This window comes from Pedobacter sp. TM02 (assembly GCF_059705275.1).
In genome coordinates, this window is sequence record NZ_AP046530.1 from 1,411,670 (window position 1) to 1,430,585 (window position 18,916).

Below are 18,916 nucleotides of genomic sequence, written 5' to 3' on the forward strand. Positions count from 1 at the left end.
GAACATGAGTAGGTATAATTTAGATTATTTAGACGAGTTGGAGGCCGAAGCCATTCACATTTTACGCGAAGTGGCAGGCCAGTTTGAAAAGCCGGCTTTGCTGTTTTCGGGTGGCAAAGACTCGATTACATTGGTGCGTTTGGCCGAAAAGGCTTTTAGGCCTGGCAAGTTTCCCTTTCCATTGGTCCATATAGATACCGGCCATAATTTTATAGAAACCATCCAGTACCGCGACGAAATGGTAGCCCGCATTGGCGAAAAGCTGATTATAGGTTCCGTACAACAATCGATAGACGAGGGAAAAGTGGTGGAACAGACCGGCAAAAATGCCAGCAGAAATGCCTTACAAACCGTTACGTTGCTTGATACCATTCAGGCTTACGGATTTGATGCCTGTATTGGCGGTGCCCGTCGCGATGAGGAAAAAGCTCGCGCCAAAGAGCGTATTTTTTCGGTAAGAGACGAATTTGGCCAATGGGACCCGAAAAGGCAGCGCCCAGAACTGTGGAATATCTACAATGGAAAAATCCACAAGGGCGAAAACGTTAGGGTTTTTCCGATCAGCAACTGGACCGAGCTGGATGTATGGAATTACATCCGTAGGGAAAATATCGCTTTGCCAAGCATCTACTTTGCGCACCAGCGCGATTGTGTGGTCAGAAATGGCCAATTGATGGGTGCTACGCCATTTTTGAATATGGATGAAGAAGATGTGGTTGTCAGTAAAAAAGTTCGTTTCCGCACCGTTGGAGATATGACCTGTACAGCTGCGGTCGAATCGGAAGCAATCCATATCGACGATATCATTGCCGAAATCAGCCATTCAAAAGTCAGCGAGAGAGGAGCCCGCATGGACGATAAAGTATCAGAAGCCGCCATGGAAGACCGCAAAAAAGGAGGATATTTTTAAAGAACAATGCGGTAGGAGATCTGAAAAAACAGTCCGTAAATTTTACCCCCCCCTGTCTCATATCTCATATCTCAAATCTCACATCTCATATCTCACATCTCAAATCCAACAAAAAATGAACATACTAAAATTCTTTACGGCAGGCAGCGTTGACGATGGCAAAAGCACCCTCATCGGCCGTTTGCTTTACGATACCAATTCAATTCTGGCCGATCAATTGGAGGCCTTGCAAAACGCCAACCGCAAAAACGACGATGGCACCATCGACCTGGCCATTTTAACAGATGGCTTGCGTGCCGAAAGAGAGCAGGGCATTACCATCGACGTGGCTTATAAATATTTCCAAACCGAGAAACGTAAGTTTATCATTGCCGATACCCCTGGACATATTCAATACACCAGAAACATGGTTACGGGTGCTTCTACGGCCGATTTAGCCATTATTTTGATCGATGCGCGCAACGGTGTGGTTGAACAGACCATTAGGCATACCTACCTGGTGTCGCTGCTGGGCATCAAGGAAGTGGTAGTGGCCATCAACAAAATGGACATGGTAGGTTATAGCGAAACCGTATTTAATGCCATTGTAACCAAGTATAAGGCTTTGGCCTTACAACTCAACCTTAAACAGGTTACCTACCTGCCGGTAAGTGCGCTAAAAGGCGATAATATTGTGCACCGCTCTGGGCAAATGGCTTGGTACGATGGCAAAAGCCTCATTGAGCTTTTGGAAGAGGTAAATACCGAAGAACAGCAGCAAGGGCCTGCGCGCATGCCAGTGCAATGGGTAATCAGACCGCAAACAGACGACCTGCACGATTACCGAGGCTATGCAGGCCGGATATTGAGTGGTAGTTTTAAGGTAAACGATAAAGTAGTGGTTTTGCCTTCGGGCAATCGTTCAACCATCAGTAAAATCGAGTTTTTCGACAATGAATTGCAGGAGGCTTTGGCTGGACAATCGGTAACCATTCATTTAAAGGATAATGTTGACCTAAGCAGGGGAGATACCATTGTGAATGCTTCGGCCGTACCCCACGAATCGAAACTGATAGAGGCCGATTTATGCTGGATGGATACCAGGCCTTTAGATACCGAATTAACGTATTTGATCCAACATAACAGTACCTTGACCCGTTGCAAGATTTCCGAGCTGATTTACAAGGTAGACATCAATACGTTAGAAAAACACAATGCATCTTCCTTTGCATTGAATGATATTGGTAGGGTTGTGCTTAAAACGGCAGCGGCTTTGGCATTCGACTTATACGGTGACAGCCGTCAAAACGGATCGGCTATTTTAATTGATAGCCGGACCAACCTAACCGTGGGTGCCTTGATGTTTCGGGCTGCGGTAGAATAGAGCTTTGCGCCGGCGGGTTGGCATGAACCCTGTGGGCCAAATAATATTGGATTAGTTATTTGATATATGAACTATCGCCATAAATGGGCCGATTTGAGGTAGTCTAATCTGTCGATCCGTGGCTTTTGTTTTTTGAAATTAATCGCTTTATCTCGCTGATGGGGTATGCCTGTCTCGACCCCGATAGTTTTGGGTCTGCAATCCGAAAAGTGAACTTTAGCCACAGACTAACAGATTTCAGTCGCATAAGGTCTAATCTGTCGATCTGTGGTTTTTGTTTTTGAACGTTAGGAAATTAAGTGCTTTTTCAGACATCGCTAGTTCAAACAAACTTTTTCTGCATTTTATTGGTTATCTTATGGAAAAGAACTGGATTCTTCATCCTAATGCTAAAAATGAAAAAACACCTCAACCCTAAAAACATGAAAAAGAACCTGTTATTTCTGGCCATTACTGTTGGTTTCTTGGCATTCGGCTGTGGCCAAAGCGGAGAAAAGCAAGCAACTACTAAAGCAAAGGACGATATAACCAACTCAACCTGCTATCAGGCCAAGTACGAAACCGAATCGGCCGATTTGAAGCTCAATACACTGGCTTCTGGCAAAGTATCGGGAACATTATTGATCAATTATGCAGATAAACCCAAGAACGACGGCTTTTTTACCGGAGAACTCAAAGGCGATACCTTGTTTGTTGACTACAGTTTCAAGGTAGGGACAGACAGTATAGGCACCTATACCAACCCGCTGGCCTTCCTTAAAAAAGATGGCAAGCTGATTATGGGCGTTGGCCAAATCGAAACTACCTTGGGCCGTTCGTATTTTGTAAAAGGTAAACCGATTAATTTCGAAGCCGGCAAGTTTATCTTCGAACCGAAAGATTGCAAATAGGCGTACAGCTTTTGCATACACTTGCGAAGTTTTTAAGACTTCGAAGGTGTATGCTGGCTTAATAATTCCCCTCAGTTGGAAAGGTGCCCACAGGATTGTGTGGCTTTTTTATTCATGATTTTAATTTATTCTATTGTAGATCAATTAATTATATATTTTTAAAAATAAATACTACTAATTCTATAGATATTATATATATTTGTGGTGTTGATTAACCAAACCAAAAGCGTAATGATACTTAGTCAGACAGAAAGAACCACAATCGAGCCTAAAATCACCTTAGTAGGTGCAGGTCCGGGCGACCCTGATTTGTTGACCTTAAAAGGAGTAAAAGCGTTAAAAACCGCCGATGTGGTTTTGTACGATGCCTTGGTAAACGAAGCCTTGCTAAACTATGCACCTGCAAATGCCATCAAAGTATATGTAGGCAAACGTTCTGACGACGAATCATTTTCTCAGGATTTGGTTAACAAGCTGATGATCGATTATGCCTTAAACTACGGGCATGTAGTGCGGTTAAAAAGTGGCGATCCTTTTGTGTTTGCCCGTGGTTATGAAGAAATCGATGTAGCCGAATCGTATAGTATTCCTACAGAGATCGTTCCGGGCGTTTCGAGTGCTTTGGGTGTACCCGGCCTGCAAAAAATACCGATGGTATACAGCAAGCTGAGCGAAAGCTTTTGGGTGGTAACCGGTACCAACGCCAAAGGAGATATTTCTCCAGATTTGTATGTGGCTGCCAAATCGAATGCCACCATTGTAGTGCTGATGGGCATTGAAAAAATCAGGGAAATTGCAGGTATCTTTAAAACCGAAGGTAAAACACAATTGCCTGTAGCGGTAATCGAAAATGGATCATCGACCCAAGAAAACGTAGTTGTGGGCATTGTTGATACCATTGAAGAGCTGATCGAAGAAAAGCAAATCAGTTCGCCGGCACTCCTCATTTTCGGTCAGGTGGTTTCCTTACATCCGCAATTCAATGCCATTAAAGATTTTTATGCCACGCTTGTAGAAGAAGGCTATTAAGAGCTTAGGTAAATTCATATTTATTTTTTGTTTGGTTGTTAGGGCTGAGGTAAAACTCAGCCTTTTCTTTTTCTGAAATAAATTTTCCTTAGAAATAACATATCGGCAACCGGCAAAAATTATTTTTCCTAAATGTTTGCAATACTCAATCTATTGCCTATTTTGACTAAGATTTTTCAATGCTACGTTTATGGAAATTATACACTTCAGTGCCGAATGTTATCCAGTTGCAAAAGTTGGCGGATTGGGCGATGTGGTAGGCGCTTTGCCCAAGTATCAGAATAAACTTGGTCATGTGGCAAAAGTGGTAATGCCAGCTTATCACAATAAGTTTTTGCAGCAGAACGAATTTGAGGTAGTTTACGACGGCTGGGTGCGCCTAGGGTCGAATAACTATCAAGCCCGCATTTTTAGGGAAAAGACCAATAAACTGGGTTTCGACCTGTTTTTGGTGCATATCAGCGGGTTACTGGACCGCGAAAAAGTATATGGCTATGAGGATGACACCGAACGCTTTTTGGCTTTTCAAATTGCAGCATTGGACTGGATTGCACAATGGGAACATCGTCCTGATATCATCCATTGCCACGACCACCACACCGGCTTAATTCCGTTTATGGTTGGCAACTGCTACCAGTATCGCCATTTGAGCTACATCCCTACGGTACTCACCATCCACAATGCCCAATACCAGGGCCAGTTTGGCTGGGAAAAACTTTATTACCTGCCGGCTTACGAGTTGCGCAATTCGAGCAAGCTGGATTGGGGCAACTGCATCAATCCTTTGGCTTCGGCCATTAAATGTGCCTGGCGGGTAACTACCGTATCGCCGAGCTATTTGGAGGAAATCAGCTACCAAGCCAATGGCTTGGAAAATCTTTTGGCCCAAGAGCGGGGCAAATCGGCAGGCATCTTAAACGGAATAGACAATGAGGTATGGGATCCGGCCAAAGACCCGATGCTGAGCAAAACATTTTCGGTACGTACGGTAGATAATGGCAAAAAAGCAAACAAAGAAGCCCTTTGTACTGTTTTTAACTTGGATAAAGAAAAACCGCTGTATACTTTTATCGGACGTTTAGTAGGCGAAAAGGGAGCCGATCTGTTGCCTGATATTTTTTACAATGCATTGCAGCAGAGCAATAGCGAAATCAATATTTTGGTGCTCGGTTCTGGCGATTCTCACGTAGAAGATCGCTTAAATGAGCTGAAACATCATTTCAAAGGCAGTTATAATGCCTATATTGGCTATAACGAAGTATTGTCTCACCAGATTTATGCAGGAGCTGATTTTCTATTGATGCCTTCGCGGGTGGAGCCTTGCGGACTGAACCAGATGTATGCCTTGCGTTATGGTACCATTCCCATTGTAAGGCGCATTGGCGGCCTAAAGGATACGGTTACCGACATTGGTGATGGGGGTTTCGGCATTTGCCACGACCAAACCAGCGTTTGGGATGTTGGACATGCCATTGGAAGGGCCTACGAATTGTTTTTAGACCAAAAGAAAGTAAAGGATATCCGCAAATATATCATGTCGCTAGACCACTCATGGGACCGGGCGGCACAACAATATATAGACTTGTACCAAATGTAAACATCAACAGCTATGACCGACAAAGTATTGGGTGTTATTCTTGGCGGGGGCCAAGGATCGCGATTATCTCCGTTAACGCAAACCCGCTCCAAACCGGCAGTGCCGATAGGTGGTAAATACCGCCTTGTCGATATTCCAATTTCCAACTGTATGAATTCAGGCATCCACCGCATGTTCGTACTGACCCAGTTTAACTCTGCATCATTAAACAAGCACATCAAGAATACTTATCACTTTAGCCATTTTTCGAAGGCTTTTGTCGATATTTTGGCCGCCGAGCAAACGCCCGATAACCCTACTTGGTTTCAGGGAACCGCCGATGCGGTGAGGCAGTGCATGCACCACATCGTCAACCACGAATTCGATTATATCCTGATCCTTTCGGGCGATCAGCTGTATCAAATGGATTTTAGGGAAATGCTAAAGGCGCATATCGATAAAGGCGCCGAAATCACCATCGCTACCATTCCGGTACATGCCAAAGAAGCAACCGAATTTGGGATTTTGAAAACCGATGAAGACAGCTTCATCACTTCGTTTATCGAAAAGCCAAAGGCAGATTTGTTGCCCGATTGGACTTCGGAAACCAGCGACGAAATGAAAAGTGCGGGCAGGAACTACCTGGCTTCGATGGGTATTTACATCTTCAACCGCGATTTGCTGATCAAGATGCTGAACGAAAATCCGGAAGAAAAGGATTTTGGCAAGGAGATTATCCCGCGTTCTTTGGTCAGCAACCACGTGCTAAGCTACCAGTATGAAGGCTATTGGACCGATATTGGTAATATTTCTTCCTTTTTTGAAGCCAATTTGGGCCTTACCGACGAATTGCCTCAGTTTAACATGTTCGATAGCGCCCATACTATTTTTACGAGGGCAAGGATGCTGCCGCCTTCAAAGGTATCGGGTACAACGCTAGAAAAAACCATTGTGGCCGAGGGCTGTATTATCCAGGCCAGTAGGGTAGAACGAGCGGTTTTGGGCATCAGGTCGAGGATTGGAAAAGGCACTACCATTGCCAATTCTTACATCATGGGTAGCGATCATTACCAAACCCTCGAAGAGATACAGGAAGCTACGGCTATAGGAAAGCCGCTGCTGGGCATTGGCGACCGTTGCTACATCAATAATGCCATTGTGGATAAAAACTGCCGGATCGGCAACGATGTACGCATCAATGGTGGCAGTCATCTTGCCGAGGGCGATTATGGCCTGTATGTGGTGAAAGATGGAATTGTAGTGATTAAAAAAGGCTCGACCATTGCCAATGGAACTGTAATTTAACCTATTTTGCTGATAATTGACAAAGCCTCCTTAATTTAAGGGGGCTTTTTTGTAGCTTAAGGCCTGAAAACTAAACTTGTATTGATGAGTATTCCCTACATGCTGATTTTGCTTAGGTTGCTTTTGGCGCCAACAGTGGTAATTTTGGCTTATTTTTTTAGCGCGCAAAGCGCTTTGATTATTCTAGGACTGATGTATGTGGGGCTTTTTTCTGATATTTTTGACGGGATAATTGCCCGAAAACAGCAACTTTCTACTGCAAAAATGCGTAGGATAGACAGTCAGGTAGATCTGGTATTTTGGTTGGGCATTGCCTGGAGCTGCTACCTGATTTATCCCGGCTTGATTGAAGAAAACAAGATCGGGGTTATCTTGGTTCTGGCCATGGAAGGGCTTTGCTATCTGGTTAGCTTTCTGAAATTTGGGAAAGAAACCTGTACGCATGCTTTTCTCTCAAAAATGTGGGGATTGACCCTGCTCGCTACCTTTACTGCACTTTTGGGCTTTGCCCACAATGGCTGGATATTTAAGACCTGCATTGTTTTGGGACTGGCTTCGCAACTAGATGTGATCTTGATTAATTTGATTCTGCGCAACTGGGCCCACGATGTTCCGAGCTTTTACCATGCAATTTTAATGCGCAAAGGTATTCCGTTTAAAAAGAGCAAATACTTGAACAGTTGATGCAGGCCACAGAAAACCAGCTACGAATAATTAAAAACGAGCGAAAAGGTCGTTTTTTCGTTCGGTATCGAATCTGCTTCTAAGCCGCCTCGGTGCATTTTCATGATGTTGCGCGTAATGGTGAGGCCAATACCAGAGCCGTTTTTCCGCGTCGTGTAAAAAGGCACAAAAATCTTGTCGATGCTATCAGGTTCAATTCCTTTGCCATTATCGGTTACCTCAATATAAACCTTGTTGTGGGCCAATCGGTAAGTAACCTCAATGACAGGTTTTTCGGTGTTTTCTAAGGCGTACATACTGTTGGTAATGAGGTTGATGAGCGCTTGCTCGATCAATTTGAAATCTACCTGGATAGAGATTTTGGAAGCCGTTTGCAACACCTGGAGCTTGATGTGCTTGGCGCTTACCATCGGCTGCATCAGTACCTTAACATGTTGCAAAATTTCGCCTATGCTATGGAGCTCGGCATTAGGCGTAGGGAGTTCGGCAATGAGCCTGTAGTCTTTTACGAAGTCCAATAAACCTTCCGAACGCCTTTTAATGGTTTGCAGTGCCGGCTTAAGGTCCTCCAGGTCTTCGGTATCTAAACTGGTCTTGTTGCTGATCATTTGGTTTACGGTATCCGATAAAGAACTGATTGGCGTAATCGAATTTAGGATTTCGTGCGAAATTACACCAATTAAACGGTTCCAGGCTTCGGTTTCCTTTTGCTCGATCTCGTCTTTGATGTTTTGGAAAGAAATGATGATGTGGTCGGCGCCATACAGGTTGAGCGGAATTACCTCAATGGAAAGCTGGATGAATTTATCTTGTATCTTGAGTTCGAGAAAGCGTTTGCCACCCGTACTGATTTTATCGATTTCGTGGGCAAAAATGGGCAGATGTTCCTGAAAACGGTGCCAATAACTGTAGGCCGGCACGTTAAGCAGGTTGCTGGCCGCCAGATTGAAAAACGAAATTTCCGATTTGTCGTAAGCGTTTTTTTCTTTCTTCACTACAATTACTCCAACCGGCACCTGCTCTAAAATGGTTTTGATGAGCTGGAAGATGGCATCCTGTTCCAGCTGGATATCTTTATGGATCTGAATGATATCGTTGAACGATTCGTACAGTTCAGGAAAACTGCCTTTGGTAACCTTGTTTCTGAAATTAAGCGTATGGTCTCTTGTTTTTACCGCCAGGATAAAGCGCTGGATATCTTCCCTGATTTGGTTGATGTAAAAATAAAGCGAAACGATGCTGCCTAGCAAAACCAGGCTGATGCCCGTAATGGTAAACCATAACTGTGTATTGCGTACCAGATATACCAAGAGTAGGGCCAATACATTGATGAGCACCAGTCTGCTAACTAAACGAAAGGTAAATCTTTGGTAGAACATGTTATTGGGTATTGCGTTTGGTTTATTGTTAATGGTCTATAGTCCATGGACCATAGCTTAGTTTTAAGCTTTGGCCTTTCATCTTTCTACAGGCCAAATTTTTCAATTCTTCGGTATAAGGCGGCGCGGGTAAGGCCCAATTCTGCGGCTGCCCTCGAAATATTGCCTTTGTGTTTTTCGATGGCTTTGTTGACCATCATTTTTTCCATTTCGTCTAAGGCCATATCGTTTTGCAATACGGGCTGGTTGCCAAATTTTTGTGGCGAAAGCTGCAGGTCGTGCTCACTAATTTCAAATCCGTCAGCCATAATAACGGCTCGTTCCATTACATGTTGCAGTTCGCGTACATTGCCTGGCCAGCTGTAATTGAGCAAGGTGTCTGCTGCCTTCGGAGTTAGGCTTTTTAAGGCTTTGTGGTATTTGCCACTAAATACTTGCAAAAAATGCTGGGCCAATAGCACAATATCGTTTCCACGCTGGCGCAATGGAGGCAACAAAAGCTCAACGGTATTGATGCGGAACAGCAAATCTTGCCTAAAAGTACCTTTGTGCACCATTTCGTCAAGAGGCATATTGGTAGCGCTGATCAAACGCACATCAATTTTCCGTTCCTTGCTTTCGCCCAGCCTGATTACGGTACGGTTTTGCAGTACGCTGAGCAGCTTGGCCTGTAGGGGCAGGGAAAGATTGCCTATCTCATCCAGGAAAATGGTGCCGCCATCGGCCATTTCAAAACGACCAGGTTTATCCTCTTTGGCATCGGTAAAAGCGCCTTTGGCGTAGCCGAACAGTTCGCTTTCGAACAGGTTTTCGTTCAACGAGCCTAAATCTACGTGCATAAAAAGTTGTTTCCACCTGAGCGAATTTTTATGCAATTCGTAGGCAAATACCTGTTTTCCGGTACCATTCTCTCCTAAAATAAGCACATTGGCATCGGTGGGCGCTACTTTGGTGAGGGTTTTTTGCAGTTGCTGTACATTTTCGTTGTTGCCTATAATGTGCTCGAACTTGCGCGCCATGTCGCTTTGCAGAGAAGTATGGATTTTTTCGAGCTTCTTTACTTTTTTGTTCGATTGCCCTAATCGTGAGGCCGCCGAAAGCGTTGCAAAAAGCTTCTCGTTTTCCCAAGGTTTCAGGATAAAGTCGGTAGCCCCCTTTTTAATGGCCTGTACCGCCAGCTCTACGTTGCCAAAGGCGGTCATCAAAATCACTACATAGTCTTTGTCAATAGAAAGAATGTGTTCCAACCAATAGAGGCCCTCTCTGCCGTCGCTCGCGCCTTTTTGGTAGTTCATGTCGAGCAGAATAATATCTACTTCGTTTTTGCTCAGCAGCACATTGATTTCCCTTGGCGATTTGCAAGTCATCACTTGATTAAAATGCTGTTTCAAAAACAGCTTGGCGCTCAGTAAGATATCGTCGTCGTCGTCGATAATCAGAATATTTGCATCTGTCATAAACTATATTTTATAAGGCTGGACATTAACATTCCGTAAGTAATAGCGGTAGGATGAAGCAAAAATAACCGAAACTGTTCGATGGTGTACAGCTACTGTCCGTTATCGAACATGTTTTTTGAAGAATAAAAAATAAATAGCTGTAAATGAGTTGATTAAAAATTATTTTTCGCTTGGCACAAACTTGGCAACTAACCGAGCATTAACACGATATTCCAAATGGACAAAGTAATAAAGAAAAAGAGATTTAATAAAAAGACGATTTTAATCATAGCTGGTACGATCATTTTTGTAGGCCTGGTGGCTTATGGCTATAGCTTGTCGCTCAATAAGGTTTACAAGGCCGATCCCGATAAGGTAACCATCAGCAAGGTTCAGTATGGCGATTTTGAGGACGTGGTATTGCTTAATGCCAGCGTAGTGCCGTTAACTTCGGTAATCGTAAGTTCTTCTGAAGGCGGTACCGTTGCAGAAATTTTTACCGAGAATGGGGCATCGGTGGTTAAAGGAACACCTTTGCTGCGCATAGCCAATGCCAATGCTATGCTGGGCTATACTTCGAGCCAAACCGCGGCCACCGAGCAAATCAACCAGTTGCGTAAATCGAGGTTGGATTTGGAACAGAACCAAAGGGTGCTGAACCAAGACCTGCTCGATGTAGAAAACAACCTGAGAACAGCAACCAGGCAATATAAGCTAGACAGTTCCTTGTTTGCGAAAAAAGTAATTACGCTGCAAGAATTCAATAAATCGAGCCAAGATTACGAATACTACCAAGGCAAACGCAAAATTGTAAAACAAGCTATTTTGCAGGAAAACCAAAGCCGTAAGATGCAATTGGCGCAAATTGACCAGTCGATGGCCCAAATGAACGAGAGTTTGGAGATGATCCGCAAAAACATCGAAAACATGACCATCAAAGCGCCGGTTTCGGGTAAACTATCATCGTACGACCCGGTTATCGGTAAATCGTATGGTGCGAACGAAATGATCGGAAAAATCGATGTTTTGCAAGGCTACAAACTGCAGGCCGGCGTTGATGAATATTACATCAACCGTGTGAAGGAAGGACAAACCGCGCAATGCGAGTTTAACGGAAAAACCTATAAGCTGACGGTTAAAAAGGTAATTCCAGAGGTTACTGCCAGTCAGTTCCAGGTAGAATTGGCATTTGAAGGCAAATCGCCCGACGAGCTGAGAAGGGGTTTGTCTATGCAGGTGAAGCTTACCTTGTCTGACAACAGCAAATCGCTTTTGCTATCGCAGGGACAGTTTTTCCAAAGCACCGGTGGCAGTTGGGTATTTGTAGTGAACAATGGCAAGGCCACCAAAAGAAACGTAAAAATTGGCCGTAAAAACTACTTGTATTATGAGGTGTTGGAAGGCCTGCAAAAAGGAGAAGAGGTAATTACCTCATCGTACGACCAATTTAACCAGTACGATATCATAGAAATTAGCAAGTAAGTTAAAAATTGAAATTTAGGTTGGGTTAGCTCTGTATCAGGTGCGTTGATCGGAGCACCAACCTTAAAAACATAAACCGGTAGAAAAGCTGATGAAGAAAGCGGGCTACATATTTTTATTCTTGTTGTTGCATGGCCTCCTTGCTGCTGGACAGGTTTTTCCGAAATCGTTTTTTGAGCATTATCAATTATCGACCAAGAAAACGAAATCGTTCGATATTTATGTAACCAAGCCCGTAGCGAAAGGGCCAAAACCCCTGCTGATTTATTTGGATGGCTCGGGCAATTATCCGATCGAGTACAAAACCAAATCTGGGCGTTATGCTACTTCAATTGCCATGAACATTGGCCGTTATGCCAAAGACTATTATGTGGTTATCATCAGCAAGCCGGGTACACCGTTTTCCGATTCATTGCAGTACAGCCATTCGGGAAGGGCTTTTTACCCCGAAAATGCAAGCTATAAGGAATTGTATAGCTTAAACTGGCGGGCTGAAACGGCTTCGGCCGCTATCGATTTCCTGGTAAAAAAAGCAGATGTAGACCAAAACAAGGTTATTGTAATGGGCTATTCAGAGGGTTCGCAGGTTGCACCTCAAGTAGCGGTGCTCAACAAAAAGGTTACCCATGTGGTTTGCTTTGTTGGCAATGCGCTGAACCAACTGTACGATTTCCTGATTGGTGCCAGGCTACAAGCCTATAGCGGTAAGATTTCTGCCGAAGAAGGCCAGCAAATGGTTGATTCTTTGTATCGCGAATATGCCAAGATCTATGAAAAACCCACTTCGGTTACCGAAAATTGGTATGGAGAGAGCTATTTGAAATGGAGCAGCTTTACGCAAACAACGCCACTGGAGAACATGCTTAAACTCCATATTCCCATTTTGTATGTTGCCGGAGGCCGAGATAATAACCAAACCATATTGGATATGGATTATGCCAAACTGGAATTTTTGAGGAAGGGCAAGAAAAACCTGACCTACAAGGTTTATCCAAATGCCGATCATTATTTTCAGGAAGAAAAAGTTGTTGATGGAAAGGTGAAAAAGACCGATCGTTTAGACGAGGCGCATCAATATGCCATAGACTGGATTAATGCCGTCAACCAAACAGAACAAACACCAACCATTGACAAATAACATCAAACATTAAAAAACTAAAATAGGATAACTGCTATGATTAAGATCGAAAATCTAGAAAAAGTTTACAAAACCGAAGAAATCGAAACCACTGCCCTCAACGGCATTAACCTGCACGTAGCCGAAGGCGAATTTGTTTCCATTATGGGGCCATCGGGTTGTGGCAAATCAACTTTGCTTAACGTAATGGGGCTTTTAGACAAGCCTGAAAGTGGCAGCTACAAGTTTATCGATACCGAATTGCTGACTTTAAACGATAGGGAACGTTCGAATTTCAGAAAGAAAAACATGGGTTTCGTGTTTCAGAACTTTAACCTCATTGATGAGCTGACCGTATTTGAAAACATCGAATTGCCCTTGATCTACAATAAAGTACCTGCCGGCGAACGCAAAAAAATGGTCAACGAAATCATCGGCCGTATGAATATCGTAAACCGTAGCGGTCACTTTCCGCAACAGCTTTCGGGTGGTCAGCAACAACGTGTAGCCGTAGCCAGGGCCTTGGTAACCAAGCCTAAACTGGTATTGGCCGATGAGCCTACGGGTAACTTGGATAGCACGCACGGTAACGAGGTAATGGAATTGCTTTGCGAGCTGAACGAATCGGGCACCACCATTGTTATGGTTACCCACTCTAGCCACGATGCCAGTTTCTCTAACCGCATCATCAACCTGAAAGATGGCCATGTGATTTCGGAAAAAGTGAACAAAGGCAGAACTGAAGAACTGATTTAGTTGGCCATGGCGGTTTGTAGTTTAGGCTTATTGTTTGCCTCGCCAAGGGTTAATCAACCAATGAACTAATCATCCCATCAGCTAACAACACACACACAAATGAACCTCATAAACTCAATAAAATGTTTCGATTAAACCTAAAAATCGCATTACGCAATCTGTGGAAGCATAAGGGATATACATTGCTTAATATTTTTGGGCTTTCTGTTGGCCTAACCGGCTTTATCATGATTTTGCTTTTTGCCAACCACGAAAAAAGCTATGATAGCTGGAATCCCAATGCCGATAATGTTTACCGCATTTCGATAAGATGGGCGCCTGGCGAGGAAGAATATTCGTCGAGCCCGGCCGAATTGGCTCCGGCTTTGAAAGAAGTATTGCCAGAGATACAGAATTATGCCCGTTTTTATGTATGGGACATTAAGCAACGCCTGGTGGCCAAAGATAAGAACGAGGCTTATGTAGATCACATTATGGGGGTTGACAGTACTTGGTTTAACTTGTTTCCTTATAAGTTCATTTACGGCGATGCGCCAAAATCGCTCATGGCTTCCGATCAGATCGTATTGAGCAGCAAAACCAGCGAACAGTTTTTTGGTAAGGCCAATCCCGTTGGGCAAACCGTTACGATCAACAATAATAAACGTTATACCGTAAGTGGTGTTTATCAAGAGCCTAATACGCCCGAGCATATGGATTTTGATGGCTTTATCAAAAAATCGTCGGCAGGTGATGGCTGGGGCAATGGAAACTTCTATACCTATCTGTTTCTGAAAAAAGGAATAGACGGAAAGCTTTTTGAAGAAAAAATCAATAAAGCCTTTAACAAACTGCCGATTATGAAGCAGCAGGATTGGCTAAAAACGGCACACATTTACATTACGCCGGTTAAGGATATTTACCTGAAAGCCACCAGCGCCCAAGATCCGGCGAAACGGGGCAATGCCAAAACCGTAACGCTTTTGCTGTTGTTTTCGGGCTTGCTGCTGGTTATTGCCTGCATCAATTTTACCAACCTTTCTATTGCCCAATCGGTAAAACGCGCAAAAGAAACCGGCGTGCGCAAGGTTTTAGGTGCCAAAAGAAGCAATTTGATAACTTATTTCTTAACTGATACTGCCATTCAGTGCGTTTTGGCCCTGTTGCTTTCTTTTGCATTGGTTGAGGTGTTTACGCCCGTGCTCAACAATTTAATGGACCTGAACCTCTCTTTATTCGGCTACAACAATCCGATGCAGCTGACTATCCAGTTAAGTTCGGTGATGCTGCTGGTTATCCTGCTATCCGGAGGTTATGCCGCATTTTTCTTGTCTAACTACGAGCCCGTAAAGGTTTTGAAAGGGAATTTGTCGAGAAGCATGGGCAGTTTGTGGATGCGCAAATCGTTGATTATGGTGCAGTTTGTAGTGGCTACCGTATTTATGGTGGCGCTCATTATCATCAGGCAACAGGTAAATTACATCAAAAATCAGGATGTTGGTTTTAACAGAGACCACGTGGTGGTATTTAAGATACGCAACAATGAAAACAGGAAAAACTTTGCGCAGATTAAGCAAAGGCTTTCCAAAATAGATGGTGTTGCCGCAGTAAGCCGGGTAAACTATTACCCAGGCGTAAAGGCCATGCAGGTCATCGGTCGCGAATATAAGGGCAAAAGTATCCAGAACCTCAGTATGGTGACCGTAGATTTCGACTACTTTGAAGTAATGGGCATGCCTGCACAGCTGGGCCGTACCTTTTCTGCCGAATTTGCTACAGATAGCTCGGCCATTGTGGTCAATGAATCGGCAGTTAAAAAATACCAGCTGCAAAAAGAAGTTGGCCACCAGTGGATTGAAGACAGAACCCTGATTGGGGTGGTTAAGGACCACGTGCAAAAAGGAATGGAAACCCGGGCCGAGCCAACCGCCTTTGTGGTAGAAGGCCGCCATACAAATGGCGCGGATAACGTTATCTTAAAAATAAAGGGCGAAAATGCACAGCAAACCTTGGCCGAAGTGAAAGCTGTTTGGGAATCGGTAGAACCTTTTCCTTTTCAGTACACCTGGCTTGACCAAAGTTTTGCTAAAGTTTATGAGCAATATGTAAGGCTCGATAAGCTGTTCAATATTTTTACCTACGTTACCTTGTCAATTGCCATATTGGGCCTCTTTGCCCTGGCCTCTTTTACCGTTCAGGAAAGAACAAAAGAGATTGGCATCAGAAAAGTACTCGGTGCCGAAACCAAAGATATTTTGCAACTGCTCAACAAAAGCTTTTTGGTACTCATCGTCGTAGCCAACCTTATTGCTATCCCGGTAGCCTACATCTTATCAAGCAATTGGCTGGCTGGTTTTGCCTACCGTACCACCATTACCATTTGGCCATTTCTAGCAGCTACGCTGATTTCGGTCGTCATCACCATCGTAACTGTGAGCCTTCGGGCCTATAAAACCGCCAATGCTAAACCTGTAGATGCGTTAAAGTATGAATAGCCTATAGGCCATCGACCATGGTCTATCAACTATTGAACCAATGAACCAATGAAATAATAGATATGTTTCGATTAAATCTTAAAATCGCTTTGCGTAGTTTATGGAAGAACAAAACGGCATCTTTCATCAATGTAATTGGGCTGGCCATTGGTTTGGCCGCCTGCCTCATGCTGTTGCTTTATGTAACCTACGAGTGGAATTTCGACAAGCAGTCGAAAAACGCGACCGATGTGTACACCACCATGACCAATATTGCTGGAGAAGGTGGCACCATTTCTGGTACTTTTGAAGGTTCTACCACTGCATTTGGTCCCGCCATTAAGCAAGGCGTGCCTGAAGTAAAGTACATGACCAGGCTGGATTATGGCCGCAAGAACTTGATTGCCAATGGTACCAATTCGTTTAAGCGCAATTCCAAGTTTGCCGAGCCGGATATTTTCCATATGTATGATTTTGAGTTCATTAACGGCAATCCTAAAACCGCTTTGAACAACCCGAACTCTGTGGTATTGACCGAAACTACAGCCAACATCCTGTTTGGTACGACGGATGTATTGAATAAAACGGTTCGTTTTCAAGATAAGATTGATTTGAACGTTACAGCGGTAATTAAAGACCAGCCTGATAACAGTTCCAACAAATTCGACTATCTGATGCCTTGGTCATTACTGGGCAGCATCGATCCTGGTGCTAAAGACCTCAGTTGGGAAAATTACAGCTATGTTACTTTGGTGATGCTCAAACCCAATGCCGATTTGGATTTGGTAAACAGAAAAATAAAAGAAGTCATCAAGAAAAATACCAACCTCGATTTTCAGTCGCAATCTTTGTTTCCATTGAGCAAATTGCACTTGTACGGAAAGTTTGAGAATGGCAAGAGTGTTGGTGGCAACATCGAGCAGATTTGGTTGTTTACCGGATTAGGATTTGGCATTCTGCTCATTGCCTGCATTAATTTTATGAATATGGCTACGGCCAAATCGGAAAAACGGGCCAAAGAAGTGGGCATTAAGAAAACGATTGGCGCCAACCGTTGGTCGCTCATTACCCAGTTCCTCACCGAATCGATGGTGTTGGCTTTTGTGGCCGTTGTTGTGGCCATTGCCCTGCTGGAGCTCTTTTTGCCAACCTTTAACCACTTGCTCAATATCAAGTTGAACATGGGCTATTTTAACGGTGGCAGTTGGATTGGCATTTTAGCCATTGTGTTTGCTACAGGTCTGATTGCTGGCAGTTATCCTGCATTTTACCTGTCGGCCTTTAACCCGATACAAACCTTAAAGCGCAAAATTGGCAAAAACAGCTTCTTGCAGATCAGTTTAAGACAGGTGTTGGTGGTTGGGCAGTTCTGCTTCGCTATTATCCTCATCATTTCTACTTTGGTGATTTACCGCCAGATCCAGTATGTGAAGAACAGGCCGGTTGGCTTTAATATCGATGCTTTGGTAGAAATGCCCCAAGATGGCGAACTGAAATCCAAATACGAATTGCTCCGTGCCGAACTGCTCAAATCGGGAGCGGTTACCAGTATGTTTCAATCGTCGGTAAGTCTATCGCATCGTGGCTCTAACTTTATGGACATTAGGTGGGAGGGGATGACCCAAGCCGAAAACACGCAATTGTTTAACCAAGTAGCTACTACTTACGATTACATCAAAACCAACGGCATTAAAATGCTGGAAGGAAGGGATTTTTCCGAAAAATTTGCCTCCGATACAGCGGGAGTCATGGTGAGCGCATCGGCGGTTAAAACTTTTGGCTATACCAATCCGGTGGGCAAAACCATAACGGTATTTGGCGATAAGTTCAATATCATTGGTGTGTTTGACGATTATGTATGGGATTCGCCTTATAAATCAAATAACCCCATGGTGGTTTTCTTCGATCCGCGGCGCAAAGGCACCATTACCATGCGCCTGAACGAAGCCAATACGCTCGAACAGAACATCAATACCATTACGCAGCTTACCAAAAGCATCAATCCGGCTTACCCTGTCGAAATCAACTTTTTGAATACCCTTTACGCCGATAAGTACAATACAGAAAAGACTTTGGGCGTTTTGTCGAACCTTTTCGGCGGACTGGCCATTTTCGTGTCGTGCCTGGGCCTTTTCGGTTTGGTAGCCTATAGCGCCGAACAGCGCACCAAAGAGTTTGGCGTACGCAAGGTATTGGGCGCTTCGGTAGCTAATTTGATGCAGCTGCTCTCGGTTTCATTTGTGAAAATGATTGTGGTGGCCATTTTGATTGCCACGCCTATCAGTTATTTCGCCATGAACAAATGGCTAACCAGGTTCGAATTCCACACGGAGTTTAACTGGTGGCTGGTACCTTTGGCCGCTTTCGGAACCCTGTTTCTTGCTTTGATTACCATCAGTTTCCAGGCTTTCAAATCGGCCAAGGCCAATCCGGTACAGGCCTTGAAATACGAGTAGTCGATCCCTAGCAAATAGTTGATAGGGTATGGTTTAACAAGCCCCAACGAACTAATTAAACGAATGACCAATAAAAC

Annotated in this window: 14 protein-coding genes; 12 read left to right on the plus strand and 2 right to left on the minus strand. The window is 44.0% G+C overall.

Going from position 1 to position 18,916, the window contains the following annotated elements; genetic code table 11:
* Positions 1 to 4 precede the first annotated feature (4 nt).
* The 7 genes from cysD to AC6H1S_RS06065 all read left to right on the plus strand — a co-directional run bounded on the left by cysD (position 5) and on the right by AC6H1S_RS06065 (position 7,757).
* A complete protein-coding gene (gene cysD, locus AC6H1S_RS06035; RefSeq protein WP_497565519.1) occupies positions 5 to 910 on the plus strand; it encodes a sulfate adenylyltransferase subunit CysD in 906 nt (301 codons plus the stop codon).
* A 115-nt stretch (positions 911 to 1,025) separates the two neighbouring features.
* The gene (locus AC6H1S_RS06040; protein ID WP_497565520.1) at positions 1,026 to 2,273 is read left to right on the plus strand and encodes a sulfate adenylyltransferase subunit 1; all 1,248 of its coding nucleotides are present in this window, start codon (positions 1,026 to 1,028) and stop codon (positions 2,271 to 2,273) included.
* Positions 2,274 to 2,668: 395 nt separating this feature from the next.
* Positions 2,669 to 3,163 carry a hypothetical protein gene (locus tag AC6H1S_RS06045; protein ID WP_497565521.1) on the plus strand — a complete coding sequence of 165 codons (495 nt, stop codon included), beginning with the start codon at positions 2,669 to 2,671 and terminating at the stop codon, positions 3,161 to 3,163.
* A 231-nt stretch (positions 3,164 to 3,394) separates the two neighbouring features.
* Positions 3,395 to 4,192, plus strand: a complete 798-nt coding sequence (cobA, locus tag AC6H1S_RS06050; RefSeq protein WP_497565522.1) for a uroporphyrinogen-III C-methyltransferase — start codon at positions 3,395 to 3,397, stop codon at positions 4,190 to 4,192.
* A 190-nt stretch (positions 4,193 to 4,382) separates the two neighbouring features.
* Complete coding sequence (locus tag AC6H1S_RS06055; protein ID WP_497565523.1) at positions 4,383 to 5,789, plus strand: glycogen synthase; 1,407 nt, start codon at positions 4,383 to 4,385, stop codon at positions 5,787 to 5,789.
* Positions 5,790 to 5,801: 12 nt separating this feature from the next.
* Complete coding sequence (locus AC6H1S_RS06060; protein ID WP_199141278.1) at positions 5,802 to 7,073, plus strand: glucose-1-phosphate adenylyltransferase; 1,272 nt, start codon at positions 5,802 to 5,804, stop codon at positions 7,071 to 7,073.
* A gap of 84 nt (positions 7,074 to 7,157) precedes the next feature.
* Positions 7,158 to 7,757 carry a CDP-alcohol phosphatidyltransferase family protein gene (locus tag AC6H1S_RS06065; protein ID WP_497565524.1) on the plus strand — a complete coding sequence of 200 codons (600 nt, stop codon included), beginning with the start codon at positions 7,158 to 7,160 and terminating at the stop codon, positions 7,755 to 7,757.
* A gap of 20 nt (positions 7,758 to 7,777) precedes the next feature.
* On the opposite strand, the gene AC6H1S_RS06070 is transcribed toward AC6H1S_RS06065, so the two are convergent.
* The gene (locus tag AC6H1S_RS06070; protein ID WP_199141276.1) at positions 7,778 to 9,136 is read right to left on the minus strand and encodes a sensor histidine kinase; all 1,359 of its coding nucleotides are present in this window, start codon (positions 9,134 to 9,136) and stop codon (positions 7,778 to 7,780) included.
* An 86-nt stretch (positions 9,137 to 9,222) separates the two neighbouring features.
* Positions 9,223 to 10,593 (minus strand): sigma-54-dependent transcriptional regulator, encoded by a 1,371-nt coding sequence (locus AC6H1S_RS06075; protein WP_199141275.1) that lies wholly within the window; start codon positions 10,591 to 10,593, stop codon positions 9,223 to 9,225.
* A gap of 219 nt (positions 10,594 to 10,812) precedes the next feature.
* On the opposite strand from AC6H1S_RS06075, the gene AC6H1S_RS06080 reads away from it, so the two are divergent.
* The 5 genes from AC6H1S_RS06080 (at position 10,813) to AC6H1S_RS06100 (ending at position 18,839) form a co-directional block, all read left to right on the plus strand.
* Positions 10,813 to 12,057, plus strand: a complete 1,245-nt coding sequence (locus AC6H1S_RS06080; protein WP_199141274.1) for an efflux RND transporter periplasmic adaptor subunit — start codon at positions 10,813 to 10,815, stop codon at positions 12,055 to 12,057.
* A 91-nt stretch (positions 12,058 to 12,148) separates the two neighbouring features.
* A complete protein-coding gene (locus AC6H1S_RS06085) occupies positions 12,149 to 13,195 on the plus strand; it encodes an alpha/beta hydrolase family protein (RefSeq protein WP_497565525.1) in 1,047 nt (348 codons plus the stop codon).
* 36 nt (positions 13,196 to 13,231) lie between these two features.
* Positions 13,232 to 13,930 carry an ABC transporter ATP-binding protein gene (locus AC6H1S_RS06090; RefSeq protein ID WP_199141272.1) on the plus strand — a complete coding sequence of 233 codons (699 nt, stop codon included), beginning with the start codon at positions 13,232 to 13,234 and terminating at the stop codon, positions 13,928 to 13,930.
* 122 nt (positions 13,931 to 14,052) lie between these two features.
* A complete protein-coding gene (locus tag AC6H1S_RS06095; RefSeq protein WP_497565526.1) occupies positions 14,053 to 16,404 on the plus strand; it encodes an ABC transporter permease in 2,352 nt (783 codons plus the stop codon).
* 62 nt (positions 16,405 to 16,466) lie between these two features.
* Positions 16,467 to 18,839: an ABC transporter permease gene (locus AC6H1S_RS06100; protein ID WP_497565527.1), complete on the plus strand. Its 2,373-nt coding sequence runs from the start codon at positions 16,467 to 16,469 to the stop codon at positions 18,837 to 18,839.
* The last annotated feature ends 77 nt before the right edge of the window (positions 18,840 to 18,916 follow it).